Origin of the sequence: Chryseobacterium sp. CFS2, assembly GCF_036543225.1 — a bacterium.
In the GTDB taxonomy this organism is placed as follows: domain Bacteria; phylum Bacteroidota; class Bacteroidia; order Flavobacteriales; family Weeksellaceae; genus Chryseobacterium; species Chryseobacterium culicis_A.
On record NZ_JAZHQU010000015.1, the window covers coordinates 1 to 19772 of the forward strand.

13 protein-coding genes are annotated in these 19772 nt (G+C 37.2%); 4 read left to right on the forward strand and 9 right to left on the reverse strand.

The window, feature by feature from the left end; all coding sequences use genetic code 11:
• Window positions 1-121: 121 nt before the first annotated feature.
• The 3 genes from ODR02_RS23100 to ODR02_RS23620 are packed head-to-tail and all read left to right on the forward strand — an operon-like array spanning window position 122 to window position 2233.
• Window positions 122-709, forward strand: a complete 588-nt coding sequence (locus ODR02_RS23100) for a TetR/AcrR family transcriptional regulator (protein WP_309513672.1) — start codon at window positions 122-124, stop codon at window positions 707-709.
• A 60-nt stretch (window positions 710-769) separates the two neighbouring features.
• Window positions 770-2050, forward strand: a complete 1281-nt coding sequence (locus tag ODR02_RS23105) for an MFS transporter (RefSeq protein ID WP_309513673.1) — start codon at window positions 770-772, stop codon at window positions 2048-2050.
• Between the two features lie 33 nt (window positions 2051-2083).
• Window positions 2084-2233 (forward strand): hypothetical protein, encoded by a 150-nt coding sequence (locus tag ODR02_RS23620; RefSeq protein ID WP_408916198.1) that lies wholly within the window; start codon window positions 2084-2086, stop codon window positions 2231-2233.
• A 501-nt stretch (window positions 2234-2734) separates the two neighbouring features.
• Here the strand turns inward: ODR02_RS23620 and ODR02_RS23110 are convergent.
• The 9 genes from ODR02_RS23110 to ODR02_RS23150 all read right to left on the reverse strand — a co-directional run bounded on the left by ODR02_RS23110 (window position 2735) and on the right by ODR02_RS23150 (window position 17378).
• Window positions 2735-3367 (reverse strand): MgtC/SapB family protein, encoded by a 633-nt coding sequence (locus ODR02_RS23110; protein WP_309513674.1) that lies wholly within the window; start codon window positions 3365-3367, stop codon window positions 2735-2737.
• A gap of 117 nt (window positions 3368-3484) precedes the next feature.
• Window positions 3485-4324, reverse strand: a complete 840-nt coding sequence (locus ODR02_RS23115; RefSeq protein WP_209785715.1) for an SH3 domain-containing protein — start codon at window positions 4322-4324, stop codon at window positions 3485-3487.
• A 23-nt stretch (window positions 4325-4347) separates the two neighbouring features.
• Window positions 4348-5175: a 50S ribosomal protein L11 methyltransferase gene (gene prmA, locus ODR02_RS23120; protein WP_209785716.1), complete on the reverse strand. Its 828-nt coding sequence runs from the start codon at window positions 5173-5175 to the stop codon at window positions 4348-4350.
• Window positions 5176-5744: 569 nt separating this feature from the next.
• Window positions 5745-6458: a 3-ketoacyl-ACP reductase gene (locus ODR02_RS23125; RefSeq protein ID WP_209785717.1), complete on the reverse strand. Its 714-nt coding sequence runs from the start codon at window positions 6456-6458 to the stop codon at window positions 5745-5747.
• A 383-nt stretch (window positions 6459-6841) separates the two neighbouring features.
• Window positions 6842-8404 carry a calcineurin-like phosphoesterase C-terminal domain-containing protein gene (locus ODR02_RS23130; RefSeq protein ID WP_309513685.1) on the reverse strand — a complete coding sequence of 521 codons (1563 nt, stop codon included), beginning with the start codon at window positions 8402-8404 and terminating at the stop codon, window positions 6842-6844.
• A 66-nt stretch (window positions 8405-8470) separates the two neighbouring features.
• On the reverse strand, window positions 8471-9919 hold the full coding sequence (locus ODR02_RS23135; RefSeq protein ID WP_309513675.1) for a SusD/RagB family nutrient-binding outer membrane lipoprotein: 1449 nt from the start codon (window positions 9917-9919) through the stop codon (window positions 8471-8473).
• A gap of 11 nt (window positions 9920-9930) precedes the next feature.
• Window positions 9931-12894, reverse strand: coding sequence for a SusC/RagA family TonB-linked outer membrane protein (locus ODR02_RS23140; protein ID WP_309513676.1), 2964 nt, complete (start codon window positions 12892-12894; stop codon window positions 9931-9933).
• Window positions 12895-13382: 488 nt separating this feature from the next.
• A complete protein-coding gene (locus ODR02_RS23145) occupies window positions 13383-14129 on the reverse strand; it encodes a glycerophosphodiester phosphodiesterase family protein (protein WP_309513677.1) in 747 nt (248 codons plus the stop codon).
• A 165-nt stretch (window positions 14130-14294) separates the two neighbouring features.
• Window positions 14295-17378, reverse strand: coding sequence for a TonB-dependent receptor (locus ODR02_RS23150; RefSeq protein ID WP_309513678.1), 3084 nt, complete (start codon window positions 17376-17378; stop codon window positions 14295-14297).
• A 324-nt stretch (window positions 17379-17702) separates the two neighbouring features.
• Between ODR02_RS23150 and ligA the strand changes: the two genes are divergently transcribed.
• Window positions 17703-19706, forward strand: a complete 2004-nt coding sequence (ligA, locus tag ODR02_RS23155) for an NAD-dependent DNA ligase LigA (RefSeq protein ID WP_209785722.1) — start codon at window positions 17703-17705, stop codon at window positions 19704-19706.
• The last annotated feature ends 66 nt before the right edge of the window (window positions 19707-19772 follow it).

Consider the following 19772-nt stretch of genomic DNA (forward strand, 5'->3'; position numbering starts at 1 on the left):
TTTTTACCCTTACGTTTATTGAAATATCCTACTATACAATTTGACAAAATTTGTTTTTTTGTCAAAAATATTTTATTTTTGTACTCATATTTCAGACAATTTTCAGACAATGTCATCTCACATGGAACAAGATCAGCTTTCCCAACAAATCCTGGATACCGCTTCAGGGCTGTATCTAAAGTATGGTTTAAAGAAAGTGACAATGGATGATATTTCAAAAGCAGTTGGTAAAAGCAGAACATCAATTTATTACTATTATAAAAATCGCGAGGAAGTGTTCCAGGCAGTTCTGGAAAACCTGATCAAAGAAGTGATTTCTGAGATTGATTCCAGGATGAGGAAGAAAAGAACCTTCGAAGGAAAGATTCAGGAGTTTTGTCTTGCTAAAGTGAAGACCTCAGAAGAAAGATCTTCATTTTTCAGAGCTATTGAAGCAGGAATGGATCATGAAGAGAAATCAAAGCATATTACCGATGCCCACAACCGAATGATGGAAGCGGAAAGAAATCTTCTGCTCAATTTATTTTCAACAGGCATTACCAAAGGTTCAATTCCGGAAGTTGCCGTTGAAGAGCAGGAAACCATAATCTTCATTCTACAGAGCAGTATCAGAGGAATAAGGCGTGAAATGAGCCTAAAAAACAATTTTGAAAGCTTACACAATACCGTGAATACTTTGACTTCTATGGTTATTAAGCATATCAGTTAAAATTTTTTATCCAAATTTTGACACTTTTACATTATTTGTCAAATAGTCTATTCAAAAAAAATGAACAAACTAAGTAATATCAGTACATTCCGGGCTTTCAAAAGCACCAATTATACTTTGTATTTTTTCGGGCGTTCGGTCTCACAATTTGGGACATGGATGCAGCGTACAGCCGTGGTATGGGTTGTATACAGCATGACGCAGTCTGCTTTTATGCTGGGGCTCACCATTTTTGCAGAACAATTCCCTTCATTTTTATTTTCAGCTTTTGGTGGTGTGGCTGCAGACCGATACAATCGCTATAAAATTATTCAGATCACTCAAATTTTATCATTAATTCAGGCATCTTTACTGGCATTCCTGGTAATGACCGGACATCAGAATATCTGGAGTTTCATTGTACTTAGTGTTTTCCTCGGAATTATCAATGCCTATGATATTCCGGCAAGGCAGGCTATGATCAATGAAGTGGTAACAGATGATGAAGATCTTCCCAGCGCCCTTTCTCTAAGTGCAGCCATGGCAAGTATTGCAAAACTGGCAGGTCCTGCCCTGTCCGGAATTATCCTTCAAAAGTTCGGAGCCGGAACCTGTTTTCTCATTAATGCAGCCAGCTTTGCCGCAGTAATGCTTTCCATTTCGCTGATGAAAATAAAAATCATCCCTAAAAAACTGACTAAAAAAGGAACTTTCACAGAACTGGCAGAGGGTTTCAGATACCTGAAAAAAGAACCTTCTATCAGTCTGGTCATCATCATGCTGAGTATTACAGGTCTGTTGATCTTACCCTACGATACTTTAATTCCTGTTTATGCAAAGGAAATTTTTAAAGGGGATGCTAAAACATTCGGTTATATTTCAAGCTTCATTGGGATTGGGGCGGTACTCGGAACTGTATTTCTGGCTTCATTGAAGAAAGGAGCCTCTATGAGAAACATTCTGATTCTGAGTACAGCTATTCTGAGTATTGGGCTGATATGTTTTTCTTATGCCACCAGTTTCTACTGGTCTATGTTCTTTGCAGCATTAACAGGATTGGGAGGTGTGGCGCAATTTACCACATGTAACATTATTGTGCAGTCTGAGGTGATTCCTGAAATGCGTTCAAGAGCAATAAGCATCTTATTGACCGCTATATTTGGAATGCTGCCTTTGGGAAGTGTACTTATTGGGTTTATCTCCGAGAAAATAGGAGCTCCCAAAACCTTATTACTGGAAGGGATTTCAGGAATTTTAATTGTGATTGTCTTTAGACGTTTATTGTTTAAGAAAAATAAAACAGAAGCTGTCAATCCCCAGCTATTGGAAGAATCGGAGGAACAATTCATCAATAAAGTATAATTAAAATGAAAAAAAACAAAAACAGCATTATTGGTGATGGACATGCAGTCGTCAATAGTAAGCAGCTTAACTGATCCTGAACAGGTGGTCTCTAACGTTAAAAAGGTTATTAAAGCTGCAAAACACCACCAAATTCCGGTTATTTATGTTATCACCAGGTTAGACAAGGAATGCCGGAAATAAGCGCTCATAACAAATCATTTTCAGGTCTTAAACAACATATGGTGAATGTCAATATGAAAGAATGGATGTTATTAAGACTAATAGCTGGATCGTACAGCCCAACACAAATTAACAAAAGCAGAAAACAATTTCCCTCTTCCCTATCCGTTTCATTGGATTAAAATTCCGTTTCACTGATCTATTTCGCTGAATCAGTTTATCTTTTACGTCAATGGATGAGAAGACACGCTACTTTTACATGGTAAACGTTGCCGAAAGGTCACTTAGTTAGTTTAATTAGTAGTAAGGAACATTGATTAAGGATCAATAAAAATCTTTTTGTGCTTTAATTCCTTATAGCCATTGATGGCTCAACTATACACTTAATCATGTTTGGGTAGGATTGGATTATTCCAGTCCTATTTTTTGTTTTTAAATGATTTTTTGAATCTGTTTTTTCCCACAGATTGCACGGATTTTCACAGATGTTTGCAGATAGGATGGATTTATTTTAATATTAAATTAAAATCGGAATTCTTCAATGGATAGATCGTTAAGTAAGATTTTTGTACAAACTTCGTGTTTTCTTGCTGCTCCCTGAACACGCCAGATAATGGTGTATTTTTCTCCGCTTTTTACCTGTTTTCCTCGGATCGATTTCAAGCCATGTTCTTTGAAAATGGACTCATATTTCTCCACTACTCCATCTTCATAGGGAATTGTAATCTGATAGGTATAACGCACACTTATTCTGTCAATAATATCCTGAACATATTTGAACATAATAAGCAACAGAAAAACAACTACCGAACCTATAATCGCTTCCTGATAATATCCTGCTCCTATTGTCATACCCAGAGAAGCACAAATCCAAATGGTAACCGCAGTTGTAAGACCAGAAACCCTGTTTTCTTCTTTAAAAATAACTCCCGCTCCAACGAATCCTATTCCTGTGATAATATTGGCAGCAATACGGTCAGGACTTCCGGGCCCGCCCAAACTCATGGATAGCATGGTAAAAATACAGGCTCCCAGCGTCACAAGAATCATTGTTCTTAATCCGGCCGACTTCAACTGGTATTCTCTTTCAATTCCAATGATACCGCCTACAAAAACTGAAAATAGAATGGGAAGTAAATCTTCAAGTATGTCCATTTGCTTTTTTATCTTCTAAATGTATTCGATTTTTTCCAACTGTAAAAGAGTCTTCCCATCTTTATACAAAAAAACCGCTGTGGATACAACGGTTTAATTTATTGGAAATACAGACTATTATTTCAGCTTGTAGGAACTTCCGTTCCAAAGATAAGTTTTGGAAGCGCTTTTCTTTTTCTCTCTGTCTTTTTCATCCACTTCCATATCTTCCACTTTTAGGATAAATGCGTTGGGAATTCCTCCTTTATCATTCGGAAAAACATATTCTTCACTGTGATAAAAAGCTCCTGCATCCCCTACGTTCGTTAATTGTGGAAGTGTAATCAGTTTTTTATCTTTAAAAAGAACATACTGATCATAGCTTGCAATTCCGCAGGCTTCTCCAGAAACCATTGCCTTAAGAGTGAATTCTACATTTTGAAGCTTGTGATTGCTTTCAACATTGAAAGATGCTGAACTCAGTTCTTCTCCTCTTCCTGTATCAAAATACACCTCATCAATGAGTGTATTTCCTTCCATTACCTTTATTCCGGCAATATTCTGTTTTTGGATCTCATTATATTCTTTATTCTTCCTGTCTATCGTTTTGGAAAGCCCAAAAAGGAAATCATAGCCATTTTTGTTACGATATCCTACAGAAAGATTGCCACCCCAGATATATCCTTCCATTGTATTTTCTCCCTTCTGATAAGAGATTTTATACCAATTAGCAGCTCTTTCGCCCAGCTTTAAAACCCCATCTTCTTTTTTAAGAATCATGATCTGCTGGTTGGCCTGCAATGAGTCTATAATCTGAGCATTGACTCCCGGATCCAACCTCACGCGGGTCCAGTCTGTAAAGATTTTCTGCGTTTTATTTTCTTCAAAACCAAAGATTCCATCTGCATATACTTCATTTTCCTGCGCGGTAAAAAACTGCAGCATCAGTAAAAATAAAGCTGTCCATAAAGTTTTCATATTCGTATTTTGTTTTTTGTGTGTTATTTTTCAAGCAGAAGACTTACCCATTCTTCACGCTGTAATTTCTTTTTAAGTTCAAGGCCGCTTTCTTTGCATACTTCCAGAATATCATCCACATCAAAGAAACATAATCCTGAAAGCAATAGTTTTCCTCTGTTGTTCAATACTGAAACATAAGTCGGGATATCTGAAATAAGGATATTTCTGTTGATATTGGCCAGGATAATATCATAATTCTCTTTTCCTAAGTTTTCGGCAGTTCCTTGTTCAATATCCAATTCTACATTGTTTCTTGCAGCATTTTCTTTTGAATTTTCCACAGACCACTCATCAATATCGATGGCTTTTGTATCGCCTGCTCCCTGCTGTTTTGCATAAATAGCCAATACGGAAGTTCCGCATCCCATATCCAATACTTTTTTACCATTGAAATCAATATCCATCATTTGCTGGATCATTAAATGGGTAGTAGGGTGATGCCCGGTTCCAAAAGACATTTTAGGCTGAATGATAATTTCATGCATTCCTGGTACAGATTCATGGAACTCTGCTCTGATCAATACCTTATCATCAATATTGATGGGAGAAAAATTCTTTTCCCATTCTTCATTCCAATTGATATTCGGCATTTCTTCGAAAGAATATTCAATTTTTACATTTTCGTTTTCAAAGATCGGAAGTGCTTTCAACTGCTCTTCCTGAAACAAATCTGTCTGAATATATCCTAAAATTCCGTCAATTTCTTCTGTAAAGCTGTCGAAACCTATTTCTATAAGTTCCGCCATTAAAATCTCATTCCAAGGCTGTAATGGAGAAATTTTGAAATTGAATTCTAAATAATTTTGCATGTGACTAATTTGCTGCAAAAATACTAATGTTATTACGGTTAAAAAAATGAAGTTGTGATTTTTGGCTGAAACCGGGGATTTTTATTTTTTTTGAATGAATAAGATAGGAAAGTTTTATTTGTGGAATTTTTATCCCACAGATTGCACAGATTATTGCCCATCATATATTCAATAGGGGCGGGCTTTAGCCCGTCTACAAAATTATTACAATACCATTGGCTTTAGCCAAAACCTATCATTAGAGACCTGGAAATAAATTCCCAGATTTTTTGAAATGCAAGAAATTCCAGGTTTGGGCTAAAGCCTAAATAGAAACGTAAAAAAGAAAGCGGGCTAAAGCCCGCTTCTATTAATGAATATGATATGGAAAGTTTAAGTTATGATTTTTTATCCCACGGATGGCACAGATGACACAGATTTTTGAATTTCAGAGAAATTGTAAGTTTTGGCTAAAGCCACTAAGATTGGAAAAAGAAGAAGCGGGCTAAAGCCCGCTCCTATTGAATTTTATTGTTCATGGAAGATTAACAGTTCTTTGCTGACAACTGACAACTGTAAACTTTAAACTCTTAAGGATTTGTAGAGAAAATAGAACCGTTTGCAATCAGCGCTCTTCTGTTCATTTTCAGGATATCTCTTACCCATTCTGCAAAGTCTTCCGGCTGTAATACTTTATCAGGATTTCCGTCTGTAAGTCCACCCTGGATGCTCATATCTGAAGCAATGGTACTTGGAGTCAAAGTGATCACACGGATATTTTGTTTTCTCCATTCTGCCATCATAGATTGAGAAAGAGATACTACAGCTGCTTTTGAAGCGGCGTATGCTGACATATTCGGACCTCCTTTAAGACCTGCTGTGGAAGCTACGTTTACAATATCACCTTCCCCTTTAGCTTTCATAAATGGATGAACTGCTTTGGCTGCATAATATACCCCAAACAGATTCGTTTTAATCACCTGCTCCCATGTTTCAGAAGGCATTTCTTCGATACTTCCGAAGTCTCCGATTCCGGCATTGTTGATCAGGATATCAATACCTCCCAATTGTTCTGCTAAAGATTCTATTCCCGCTTTTACCTGAATTTCATTGTCTACAGAAAAAACTGCGTATGCTGAGTTTACGCCCAGTTTTTTGATTTCTTCAACCGTCATTTTTAGGTTTTCCTCATTTCTTCCTGTAATGGCAACGTTTACTCCTTCATTGGCCAAAGCTAATGCTACAGCTTTTCCTAATCCTCTTCCACCACCTGTTACGATGGCATTTTTTCCGTTTATATTCATAGTAGTAATACTTTTCTTTATACAAAGTTACGAAAGAACATTTTTATGAAATGGTGAAAACACGGATTTAATAGTTTTTTAATGATTGGGAAGGGCAATTAAAACTTATATTTTCTTAAACCACAAAAGTCACAAAAGTTTTTAGAGACTTAAGTTTTTTAAGCTATTAGCTTTAAGTATAAGAAGTACACTTAAGTTTTATGAAAATCGTAGATTTCATTTTATATAAACTTTTATGCAGGATCATTACACTTTTAAATTATTCTAACCATTAATAACCTTTTGTGGCTTTTGTGGTTTCCAAGAACTTCAGCAAAAATAGAAGCCGATCTGTTGGATCGGCTTCAAAATCTAAAAAAGGTATAGTAAAAAAAATAAAAAGCTTAAGGAATCTGAATTGAATTCTGCACTTCAAACTCTTCTGAAGATGAGAATTCATTTCCGTACATGTCTACAGCTTTCACCTCAACTTTGTGCTTTCCTAATGATAATTTTTTAGGAAAGTCTGCTTCCCAGATATGCTTTGACATTTCAGGATTGGAAGGTCTTCTTCCCGGAAGAATGTTCTCCGTAGAATCCCATTTGAAAACAGAAAGGGCAAAATTCGGGTCTATGGTTTCATCATATTCCATTTCTTCCCATTTACCGCCATCGATTCTGTATTCTACTTTGTCTTTTTTGCTTCCCATAAAGAAATTAGCCAATATTTTTGCTGATGTTCTTGAAGAAGGAATCACTTTTGGAATATATAATTTAATTTGATAGTCTTCCGGTTTTCCGGCTGTTTTGTATTTAACTTTATATTGATTGTCTGTAAAGCTGATGAATGAATATCCTTTGGCTGTTCCGTCTCTCATCGTTGAAGTAGGAAGTCCGGCATCATCCGGTGTTCCTGAATACCAATCGCCACAAGTAGTTCCTACGTTATATTCGTGTAATTCTTTAATACCGTTCCAGCCTGCTTTTTTGCCATAGAAAATCTGTTGTTGGATATGAGTATGTGCTGACAAAAGCAATACATTCTGGAAAGGATGTAAGAAATCAAATAATTTCTGACGGTCCGCATTTCTGAAGCTGTCTTCATTTTTATGCTCCAACGGAATATGGAAAGAAATAACGATCAGTTTACTTTTATCAACCAGTTTCAGATCGTTTTCAATAAACTGGAGCTGATCTTCACGGAATCCTCCCCAATATCCTTTTCCATCTCTCGGATCCGGATAAAGAATATCATCCAGAATGATGAAATGTACATTACCATAGTTGAAAGAGTAATTGGCAGGACCAAAATTCGACTCAAATGTTTCATCGGAAAGGTTATCTTCCTTCGCATCATAGTTCATATCATGATTTCCCATTACATTGTACCAAGGCAGTCCCACTTCTTTCATCACATCTGCATAAGGTTTCTGAAGGCTTAGATTGTCTCCTACCAGATCTCCCAGACTGATTCCCAACACAGCATTTTTCTTGGTGTTCTTCACTTCATTTACGATTCCTCTTTTGAAGTAATCCAGTTCTTTTTCTGTGTAAGGCTGTGGATCACCGAAAACAAGAATATCAAAATTTTTGTTTTCATTTTGTTTATAAAGCGGAAAGTTCAATTCTTTGGGAAGATCTCCTGTAGGAGCAACGCCTTTGTATTTGAAATCCGCCGGAGAACCTTTGGGTTTATGATGGTAATAAAACTGAGGTAGATTATTTGCATTCAAAGCGGTCTGATATCCTGAAGGTTTGATCACAAAAATAGTCTGATCTTCCTGAACCGGCAGGCTGTATCGTCCATTTTTATCCGTAAGAACTACCTGAACACCATTGGAAACGGCTACACCTTCAATTCCTTTTTCGCGGTTTTCTTTCTTTTGATTTTTATTGCTGTCTTCGTATACATATCCGGAAACAGAAGCTTGTGAAAACGCCATTGCTGAAACCAATACACAAGGCATTAAAAATTTTATATTGATACTCATGATATTTTAATTTTTAAATTATTTTAATCTTTAAATCTCAAATTATTTATTCCACCACATTTTGACATTGATATTGTCTCCTCCCATGGATTGTACAGCAGCATTATAATTATCCGTATTCATCACTTTTGTAGCGGTAGGATACATGAATCTCACAGGCATCTGCCCTCCGTTCTGAAGACCTCCGTTATTAGGAAGCACAGGCAGTTTTGTACGTCTGTATTCATACCATTGCTGATGGTCTACAAAAAACAGGGAAATGTATTTCTGAAGCATAATTTTTTCCAGAGAGCCGTCATAAGCCACTTTGGTATTACTGAAATAATTGGCAGGAACTGTTGCTCCCCATTGTTCAATAATTGACTTTACTCCGGTTTCGTAGTAGGTCTGCTGGTTTCCTGCGATGATTCCTTTGTTCACCAATTCTGCCAGAATAAACTGAACTTCAGAATAGGTCATGATTAAAATTTTTAAAGGTGCTTTTGCAAGATTTTGGTTAAGGTTAGAAGGCTGATAGTTGAAAGCGGTTCCCAAAGCATATCCCGATGGAGCTCCTTTATAACCAAGATCTTCTCCCGATGTGGCCTTCGCTTTCGTAAAAAACATGCTCAGCCTTGGGTCGTTATTATCTTTCATTGCATTTACAAAAAACTCGCCTGCTGCCCTGTAAGCGGTAAAATCCTGAGGGCGGGCAATTGGTGGTAAGTATGGGGATATTCCCGAAAGTGGCAGTACAGCACTGTCTGTATTATTCTGGAAAATAGGGTATTGAGCAGGATTATTGACAATTTCCTGAATTCTTTCATACACATTCACTTCTCCGTTTCTGCTTAGAATTCTGGTCAGTAATCTTAATGATAAGGAGTTACAGAATTTTTTCCATCCTAAGATACCGGTCTGGCTGTTAGTATTGGCATTGTAAAACAAATCTGTTTCTGCTAATGCCTGGTTTGTATTGAATAGTGAATTGGCTGTTTTCAGATCGTTTAACAGCTGAATGTAGACCTCTTTCTGCTTATCATATTTTGGTTTCAAAATATTTTCTTCAACTCTCACTGCTTCAGATAAAGGTATATCACCGAAAGCATCAGTAAGATTGGAGGCAATCCACGCATTCAGAACCATTGAAATAGCCAGGTAATTATTATTCTGTTCTTTGGCTGCATATTTTTTCAGGTCACTTACCTGCTTAAGCCATCTGTAAGAAGTATTCCAGTATCCGTTTCCACTTTTTTCGTCCATATAGTATCTGCTGTAGGAATTTCCTTCATTGGGAAAGTCTAAAGCGATCTGCATGATATCAAAAGTGAAATCATCGGCTCTGTTATAGCCATAGCTTCCCATTTCATACTGGATGGGAGCAAGAAGACTTCCTACTGACGGATTTTTAACCTTACTGGTATCTGTATTCATTTCATCGAATGTTCTGTCACAGGACTGAAGCATGAAAACAGAAGCGACCAATGTCAGATGTATGATTATTTTTTTCATTTTTAAAGATTTTAGAATTTAAGATTTAACTGAAACCCAACGGTTCTTGCGGTTGGAAGCTGTCCCATCTCTACTCCCGGAGTAATGGTTGCATTATCCAGTGTAGCGACTTCAGGATCAAAAAGTGGGAACTTTGTCCACATCCACAGGTTCTTTCCGAAAATGGCAATCGTAAGATCATCCAGACCTATAGATTTTATGGTTTCTTTCGGGAAAGAATAGGCAATTCTGGCATCTCTCAGCTTAATAAAATCTGTGCTGAAACTGTTGGTTTCTACATTGGCTCTTCTATAGTAGTCTCCATAATAAGAAGATACCAGTACTCCTTTTATATTCGGGCTGAAAGATCCGTCAGGATTCTGAACAACACCGTCTCCCACAATCATTCCACCTGGATTGTCTCTTCCCGGAAGTGTGGATTTCAGCTTACCTTGCTCAGACATTTTGTGATGTGACTGTGAGTAAGCGATACCACCATATTGTCCGTCAAATGAGAAACTGATGGTAAAGTTTTTAATTCTGAAATCATTCTGAAGACCAGCTCTCCATTTCGGGAAGGCATTTCCTACTTTTTCAATATCTGCAGGTCTGGCGGGAAGTCCATTATCTCCGTAAATTACTTTTCCGTCCGGAGTTCTTAATAATTTAAATCCATACATATCACCCAAAGAACCTCCTACTTCCATTTTATAGAATACTACATCTCCAACATTGGAAACGATACCATCAAATCCTTCAGGTAACGTCATCACTCTGTTTTCGTTGGTAGACCAGTTTCCCCCTACTTTCCAGGAGAAGTCTTTGCTTTTTACCGCTAAGATATCGGCTGAAAGTTCAAGACCTCTGTTTCGGATTTTTCCGGCATTGATTATCCTTTTGGAATATCCGGTTTCAGTGGGTAATGATACCGGGACAATCTGGTTTTCACTGAAATTCTGGTAAGCGGTAAGATTAAGGTTCAATCTGTTTTTGAAAAGGCTGAAATCCATACCGGCTTCTATATTGGTATTTTTTTCAGGTTTAAGGGAAGGATTATTAAAAGTTGTAGGCGCTATTACACTTCCAGTGATATTACTTGCTGTATAGTAGTTATCCAAAAGATAAGGATCACTGTCTATTCCTACTTTCGCCCATGAAGCTCTTAGCTTCCATAAGTTCAGGTTATTACTTTTCAGATTAAAAATGTCTGAAAGAATGAAACTGGTACTTACTGAAGGATAAAAGAAAGATCTGTTTTGTTTTGGAAGCGTAGAACTCCAGTCATTTCTTCCGGTAACGTCCACAAATATTTTATTGTCATATCCCAGCGTTAATAATCCATAAACACTGTCTACATGTTTGTCTCTTGGTGCCGGATATTTAACCGGAATAGAAAGTGCATTGGTAAGGCTGTATTCTCCGGCCGTTTTCAATCCGATTGCCTGATAATCTGTCATCAGGTATTCATTATAACGGATACTTCCTCCTGCTGAGGCAGAAATACTGAATTTATTCCAATCTCCTTTGTAAGAGAATAAAACGTCATTGTTATATTCCTGATTTTTGATGAACTGTTCTCTGTAGAAACCTTTCAGGTAATTTGCAGAACTCCATGGTCTTTTGGTTGTTCTTTTTTCATTCAGAATTTCAATACCTGACCTCAGCATTAAACTGAAATTTTTATTAAATTGATAATCTGCTGTAATGTTTCCTGTAATGGTCTTTTTTCTGACCCCATTCAACATTTCGTAAGCGATCATATAAGGATTGTCAATAAAGGAGCTGAAAGGATGGATTTGATCAACCTGTTCCTGTCCTGGTTTCCAGATCGGTTTATACCATTCCAAATCCACATTGGGATTTTGGAAGATCATGAAATAAGAAATTGACTGGTTGTTGTATCCCGTCGCAGGAAGGTTGTCACTGGAAGTAGTGTTATAGGCAAATTTTGTAGAGATTTTTAATTTTTTAGTTAGCTGATGTGCAAAAGATAAGGCGAAATTGAATCTGTCAAAGCCTGTATTCGGCATCATCCACTCGTTATTAAGGTAGGTAAGTGAAGATCTGAAGCTTGTTTTCTCGTTGGAGCTTTCTACGGAAATGCTGTTGGAATAGGTAGAACCTGTTCTCCAGAAACCTTTGATATTATTTTCGTAAGGTCTCCACAATTGTCTTTCCTTACTTTGTCCCATTACATTAGGATCATATTGGAAGTAATACTGGCCGGCAAATTTAGGTCCGAAAGCACTACTTGTACCACCCGTACTTGGGCCATCCGGGGAAAGACCATAAGAGTAGTAAAAATTTCCTGCTGTATTGGTTGCGAGAGTTCCCTGCCCGTATTCATACTGCCAGTCCGGCCACTTTAATACGGAATCAAAGCTGGAGGAAGAATTGAAGGCTACTCTCAGTTTTCCGTTTTTTGTTTTTCCGGATTTTGTGGTAATCATTAATGCTCCGTTGGCAGCACGTGATCCGTATAATGCGGCAGCAGAAGCACCTTTTAAAACCGTTACAGATTCAATATCATCCGGATTGATACTGTTCAGTCCATTTCCAAGATCAATTGGAACATCTCCTCCGGAACCTGCTCCATAGGCTGCAGTACCGGAACCTGTAGTAGAATTTCCCAATGGAACACCATCTACAACGATCAGCGCGTAGTTATGATCCATCATAATGGATTTTTCACCTCTCAACGTAATTCTGGAAGTCCCAAGCGGTCCTGCACCTGCAGTCTGAATTTTAAGACCCGCCACTTTTCCTTCCATGGATTGTGCCCAGTTGTTGTTCTGGGTTTCTTCAAATGTTTTGGCATCTACTTTTTCCGCAACATATCCCAAAGCTCTGTCATGCCTTTTAATCCCCAAAGCAGTAACCACTACCTCATCAAGACCTTTAACGGTATCTTTTTTTACTTTCTGCTGAGCTGCCAGGTTGACACTGATACATCCTAACAGCGACAAAACCAGCAGTTTTTGTGTCTCTTTACGCATTTCTTTTTGTTTGCGCAAAATTAAAACGACATTACAAGGATGGCCTTAACACAATTTTAACGTTTCTTAAAAAATAATTAAACCATATATTAATGCAACCTTAATAACATTACACAAATAACTAATTATCAAGAAATTAATCAATTAATTATTTTTAATACCTGTCTGCAGCGGTATTTATGTATCTTTATTGTCTTTCCTTGAGATAATAATACAAAACAAACACAATTAACTGATTTACAATAAATAAACATCATCTTAGTGATACTCCTTCTTTTACAATCACTAAAAAGAAGAGCTTAGGCTGTAAAAAGAAACAGTCTGCCTCTTTGAAAGGGCAGACTGTGTAAATTATTGGTTATCTGTTGAGATGATTAAAAAATTTCGTTAAACCACCCCGTCAAAAATTCTTTGAATTTTTGCCATCCCTCCAGAGGAGGGGAATATTTCGTACTTCGGTTGTACTCTTTGTGAGAAATTTCCAACGGTTATTTATTCTTTAACTGATCAGGAATATTGGTGGTTACGAATCCGATTCCCTGTTTTTTTAATTCATCATAAACAGCAACATCGTTTACTGTCCAGGCATTCGTGATTAATCCTAATCCTTTTGCTTCAGCAATCCATGTAGGATTTTTCTGGAAAACGCTGTAGTGGTAATCCATCCCATCCAGTCCTTCTTTTTTGATCTGCTCAGGAGACAGTTCTCCGTTCAGGTACTGAACTTTAAATGATGGAGCTAATTTTTTGATCTCTTTACAGATATTAAGGCTGAATGAAATAAACTCACTCTGAGATTCCAGCTTCATATCTTTGATCATTTTGATTGTTTTTTGAGTAATCTCATTTTCAATATCAGGAGTCTTGGCTGGTTTGATCTCAACAATAAGCTTCAGAGATTTGTCTTTTTTTCCTTGCTTTAAATAATCTTTTAACGTAGGAAAGTTTTCTCCGTTGGATAATTTCAATGCTTCCAATTCTTTGAAGTTCATTTCTGAAATTTCCATTTTACCGTGGTGCTCATCATGGTTGATGACCAATACACCATCTTTTGTCATCCTTACATCAAATTCAGACCCATATATTTTTAATTTCTGAGCATTTTCCAATGATTGAAGTGAATTCTCCGTTGTAGGAGGCTGGGCCTGGAAATATCCTCTATGGGCAATAATCTGGGTTTGTGCTTTCATCATAACTGTACTTAAAACTGCTAACCCTAAGATAAAATTTTTCATAATATAATTTAAATTATTAAAAATAAAGTTGTGAAACTTCCTGATAAAGGTAGTTATTAATAAATAAAAACCACAAAGACATAAAAGATTTACAGACTACAGCTAAGTAAGATTTACAGCTGCCTCATTTTCTTTTATGCCTTCAGTGGTTACACAAGATAATTGTTAAAAGGAATATTTCGCCCCAATCTGGATCTGGTATGGATTTCCAGACATTGGAACCAAACCTCCTCCACTTACGTTTTTAGTATATTCATACTGCATGGTCTCCTTATTAAATTTGGTTACTTTATACAGAGAAGTATTTCCATATGAGTTGTTTACGCCCCATTCTTTATTAAGCAGGTTTGCCACATTGAAGATATCAACAGAAAGTTCAAAAGCGCCTACTTTATCAAATTTAATTTTCTTCGCTACACGTACATCCCAAACGCCATAGAAGCCATTTTTACCTCCATTACGTTCTGCAATTTTACCATTATACTCGTTGATATAATCTTTCAGAGCCTGCCCTACCTGTGGATCATCCAGAATGGATTTGGTAAGATTCGGGAAGATGAAAGCAAGGTCATTGGAATCTACGAAGTCACCATTGATATTTCCTCCTGTTGTTGCAGAGAAACGGGTTCCTCCAATTCCTGAGTATCTGATTCCTAGGGTAAATCCTGCAATGGTTGGAGAGTTACCATAAATAACCACTTTATTACGGAACTGGTTATCAGAATAGGTCATTCTTAAATCTCTCGGATCACTTTGAATCATGGTGGACAATGTCGCTGAGTTCGCTACGTTTCCGTTGTAAGAGGTATTGTCTTTGATATCAGACCATGTATAACTCGCTGTGATTTCTCCGTCTTTCCAATAACGATAACTTGTATCTATGACGAATGAGAACTGGTTTACTTTACCATCACTCACCAATTCCAATACTCTTCCGAAATTATTATTGATTCTTCCCTGTTTCCAGTCGAAACTTACACTGTTATTGGCATTATTCGTAATGGCACCTGTAGGAATGAATACACCTCTTCCGCCTTCATTAGCCAATGTAAAGAAAGGATTTGCCACCATGTTTCTGTCGTAATAATAGTAGTTGTTTCTACCTAAAGCCATGTATCCTGCAATTCCTGCTCTGAATCTTTCATTGAAGAAGTGAGTATAAGAGATATTTGCTTTATAAACGATTGGAATTTTTGCATCTTTCCCTGTATAATTGATGGTTGGAATCTGCTTCTGAGAAAGTGAAGGAACCGAATTGTAATCATCTCTATAACTGTTAAAATCCGGGAACGGAACATCTTTAGCCGTTACATCCACTGTAGCCAAATGTTTTCCATCGAATACAAGGTTGTTGATGATCATATAATTGTTGATATCGGAAGAGAAAATTCCGGCACCGAACTTCAGGAAGTCTTTATTTCCTTCATTGATATTCCAGTCAAACTGAAACCTTGGCTGAATCACAAATGATTTGATCTGATTATCAGTTCTGATTCCCATCTCATCAAACAGTTTCTGGTTGAATTCTGCTTTAGGATACCCTCCATAGTCTAATCTCAAACCAGCCATTAAGTCAAGACCTTTTGCCACTTTCGTCTGAAACTGTCCATAGACACCGAGATTCCAGATATTTGATCTTACAGAAGGATCTTCCATCAAAGGAACTTCTCTATAGAATCTGTAAGGGGTCATCGCATCAAAGTTACCCATTCCCTGGAAGTGGAATCTTCCGTTTACTTCACTTCCGTAGACCGATTTTGCAGTTGTATACATCAAATCAGCTCCGAAAGTATATTTTACCTTATCTGTATTATAGTACAAGTTATCTACAATCTGGAATACATTATTTCTAAAGCTTTCCTGAGCAAAACGGTGTCCTCCGATCTGAATATTGGTAGATCCGGCACTTGAAGCTACTCCTTCAACAATCGCTCTTGGAACAGGTTTCCCCAGCTGATTGTTCTGGTAACTGTCCTGGAAAGTATAAAGATACTGAGCCTTTAATTCATTGGTTAAATTAGGTTTCAGATTTGATCTTAAGGTTAACAATAAGCTGTTATCAAGATTTTTGTCGTTTCCGTAAGATTCAAAGAAATTGATATTGGTATTATCACCCAACCCGTTTTTATTAAGGTCATAGGTGAAGTTATTTCTTAATGTTAATAAGTGCTTCTCATTGATCTGCCAGTCTAAACGTAAAAATCCTGCATCTGAGTTTCTTACTTTGTCAAAACTTCCAAACTGAGGACCGCTTCCCACTCCATATTTTGCTCTTGCAATATCCACAAATTGATTTAGCGTCTGAGTTGTTGTATTGAATCTCTTCTCATCATCAGGAGATTTGATATCGGCAATGATCAAAGGTCTTGAATCCAGCTGGTGATCCCAGGCTACGAAGAAATGTAATTTATTTTTAATGATGGGACCTCCCAATGAAAATCCGAACTGAGAAGTAGAGAAATCATTATCTCTTTTGTTTCCTCTGATATCATACGGACTGGAAAGCCAGTTGGTTCTTAAATATTCCCAGGCACTTCCTGAAAATTTATTGGTTCCTGATTTGGTAACGGCACTTACGGTTCCTCCTCCGCTTCTTCCCAATGTCACATCATATTGGTTGGTCGTAATTTTGAATTCACGTACCGCTTCAATGGAGATGGAGAATGGTGCACCACTTCGGCTGGTAGTAGCTCCTGCAGAAGTAGGGTTTTTAGCTGTCATTCCATCAATAGTAAAGTTTGTAGAAGATCCAAGCTGTCCGGAAAGGTTTCCGCCTTTTCCGCTTAATGGTGATAATTCGGCAAGATTCGCAAAGTTTCGTCCGTTTACCGGAAGTATACTGATATTTTTAGCAGAAATTGCTGTAGCAGCTCCAAGGTTTCCGATCTTGTTTTTAAGATTTCCCGTAATCTTTACTTCTTCAATTTGTTTCTCGCTGCCAAGATCCATATTTACAGTAACCTGATCTCCAAAGTTCACATTGTAACCTTCTTTTTTATCATCGTTTACAATAACTGTATAAGGGCCTCCAAGAGGAATTTCCTTAAAAATATACTCCCCTTTTGAGTTTGTTTCCGTTTCCGTTTTGAATCCTGTAGACTCATTCACAATCGTTACTTTCACTTTTTCCTGAGCCGTACTTCCCGGTCCGGTAACTTTCCCTACAATAGAAGCCTGTGTGGTCTGTGCATACGCCATTGTCCCAAGCCCTAAAAACAATAATCCCAGTACAATCTTTACTTTTTTCATTTCTTCCGAAGATCTTTATGATTAATTTTTTGATGTTCATCAGGAAACCTCTTTGATTTTCATGTTAATAGATCACGTTGAGGTTTCTTTCAATCAGATGTGCAAAGGTATTTTGACTTTAAAGGCTGGGTGTTTAAGAAAGCTTTAACATTTTTTTAATTAAATCAGAACGTTATGTTAAATTACTTTAAACAAGTGTTTTATTTACAACACAATCAACCTATTAAAGCATGTTACATATTTTTAATTTTCCTGTACTATTTTATTCTGTTATTTTTTAAATGCAATTACTTTGGTTATTTTTGCTCAAAAGATAGAAAAGCAATGTCTGAAAACATTCAACAAAAGATAGAACAGCTCCGCAAAGAGCTTCACCAGCATAACGACAACTATTATCAACTGGATACTCCCACCATTACAGATTTTGAATTCGACATGCTTCTGCAGGAACTTCAGGATCTGGAGGCCAAGTATCCGGAATTTTATGATGAGAACTCGCCTACGGTACGTGTAGGTGGTGGTGTCACTAAGGTTTTCCCTACCATTCAGCATAAATTCAGAATGTACTCTCTGGATAATTCTTATGATTTTGATGATCTTGAAGACTGGGAAAAGAGAATTATCAAAACCATTGAAGACCCTGTAGAATTTGTAGCCGAGCTGAAATATGACGGTGCTTCCATTTCTATTCTTTATGAAAACGGAAAACTGTCACAGGCTGTTACCCGTGGAGATGGTTTCCAGGGAGACGAAATTACTCCGAATGTACGTACCATTTCAGACATTCCTCTGACTTTAAAAGGTGATTTCCCTGCTCAGTTTTTTATGCGCGGAGAAATTTATCTGACCAGAAAAAACTTTGATAAACTTAATGTACTGCGCGAAGAGGAAGGTCTTGATCCTTTCATGAATCCTAGAAATACCGCCAGTGGAAGCCTGAAAATGCAGGACAGTGCTGAGGTAAGAAAGCGTGGACTTTCTTCAGTACTGTATCAGTTTATCTCTGAAGATATTCCGGCAGAAACCCATTGGGAGCTGCTTCAAAAGGCTCAAAGCTGGGGATTCAAAACTTCTCAGCAGGCAAAATTATGTAAAACGATGGCTGAGGTACAGGAATTTATTACATTCTGGGATACTGAACGCCATAATCTGCCTTTTGAAATTGACGGGATTGTATTGAAGGTTAATTCATTACAACAGCAAAGACAGCTTGGTTATACTGCCAAATCTCCCCGTTGGGCAATGGCTTATAAATTTAAAGCAGAAAAGGTAGAAACAGAGCTTCAAAGTGTATCTTATCAGGTGGGAAGAACGGGTGCTATTACTCCTGTTGCCAACCTTAAGCCTGTTTTACTGGCCGGAACGATCGTAAAAAGAGCCTCTCTCCATAATGAGGATATCATCAAGAAACTGGATCTTCATGAAAACGACTTTGTGTATGTGGAAAAAGGGGGAGAAATTATTCCGAAAATTGTAGGCGTAAATACTGATAAAAGAACGGAAGAAAGCAAGGAAATAGAATACATCAAACATTGTCCTGAATGTGGTACTGAGCTGGTAAAGATTGAAGACCAGGCTATTCATTTCTGTCCGAATGAACTTCACTGTCCGCCACAGGTAGTGGGAAGAATGATTCATTATGTTTCCAGAAAAGCTTTGAATATTGATAATCTGGGGAGCGAAACTATTGAACAGCTTTACAGAGAAAAATTAATTGAGAATCCTGCAGACTTTTATGTTTTAACGAAAGAACAGCTTCTTCCTTTGGAAAGAATGGCTGAGAAATCTGCTCAGAATATTATTACAGGAATTGAAAAATCTAAAGAAATTCCTTTTGAGAAAGTATTATACGGAATCGGGATCAAACATGTGGGAGAAACAGTTGCCAAGAAACTGGTCAAAAACTTCCCGACTATTGAGGAATTAAAGAATGCAACTGTTGAAGAGCTTTGCCAGGTAGAAGATATCGGGGGCAAGATTGCAGTAAGCATTGTTGAGTTCTTCCAGAATTCTGAAAATATACTGATGATCGAGCGTTTAAAATCCTATGGTGTGCAGCTTGTAAAAGGAGAAAGCACGAATGAAGTACTATCCAATGTTCTGGAAGGAAAAACTTTCCTTTTCACCGGAAAACTATCATTATTCACCAGAGAATCTGCTGAGGAAATGGTAGAAAAGCACGGTGGAAAAAATATTTCTGCTGTATCCAAGAACCTCAACTATCTTGTAGTAGGTGAAAAAGCCGGAAGCAAGCTGAAAAAAGCTCAGGATATCGGAACAATTACGATTTTGGATGAGCAGCAGTTTCTAGATCTGATTGAGAAATAACAATTATTTTTAATAATTATTTACTAAACCATTAAGATATTCCTCTTAATGGTTTATTTTTGTTTT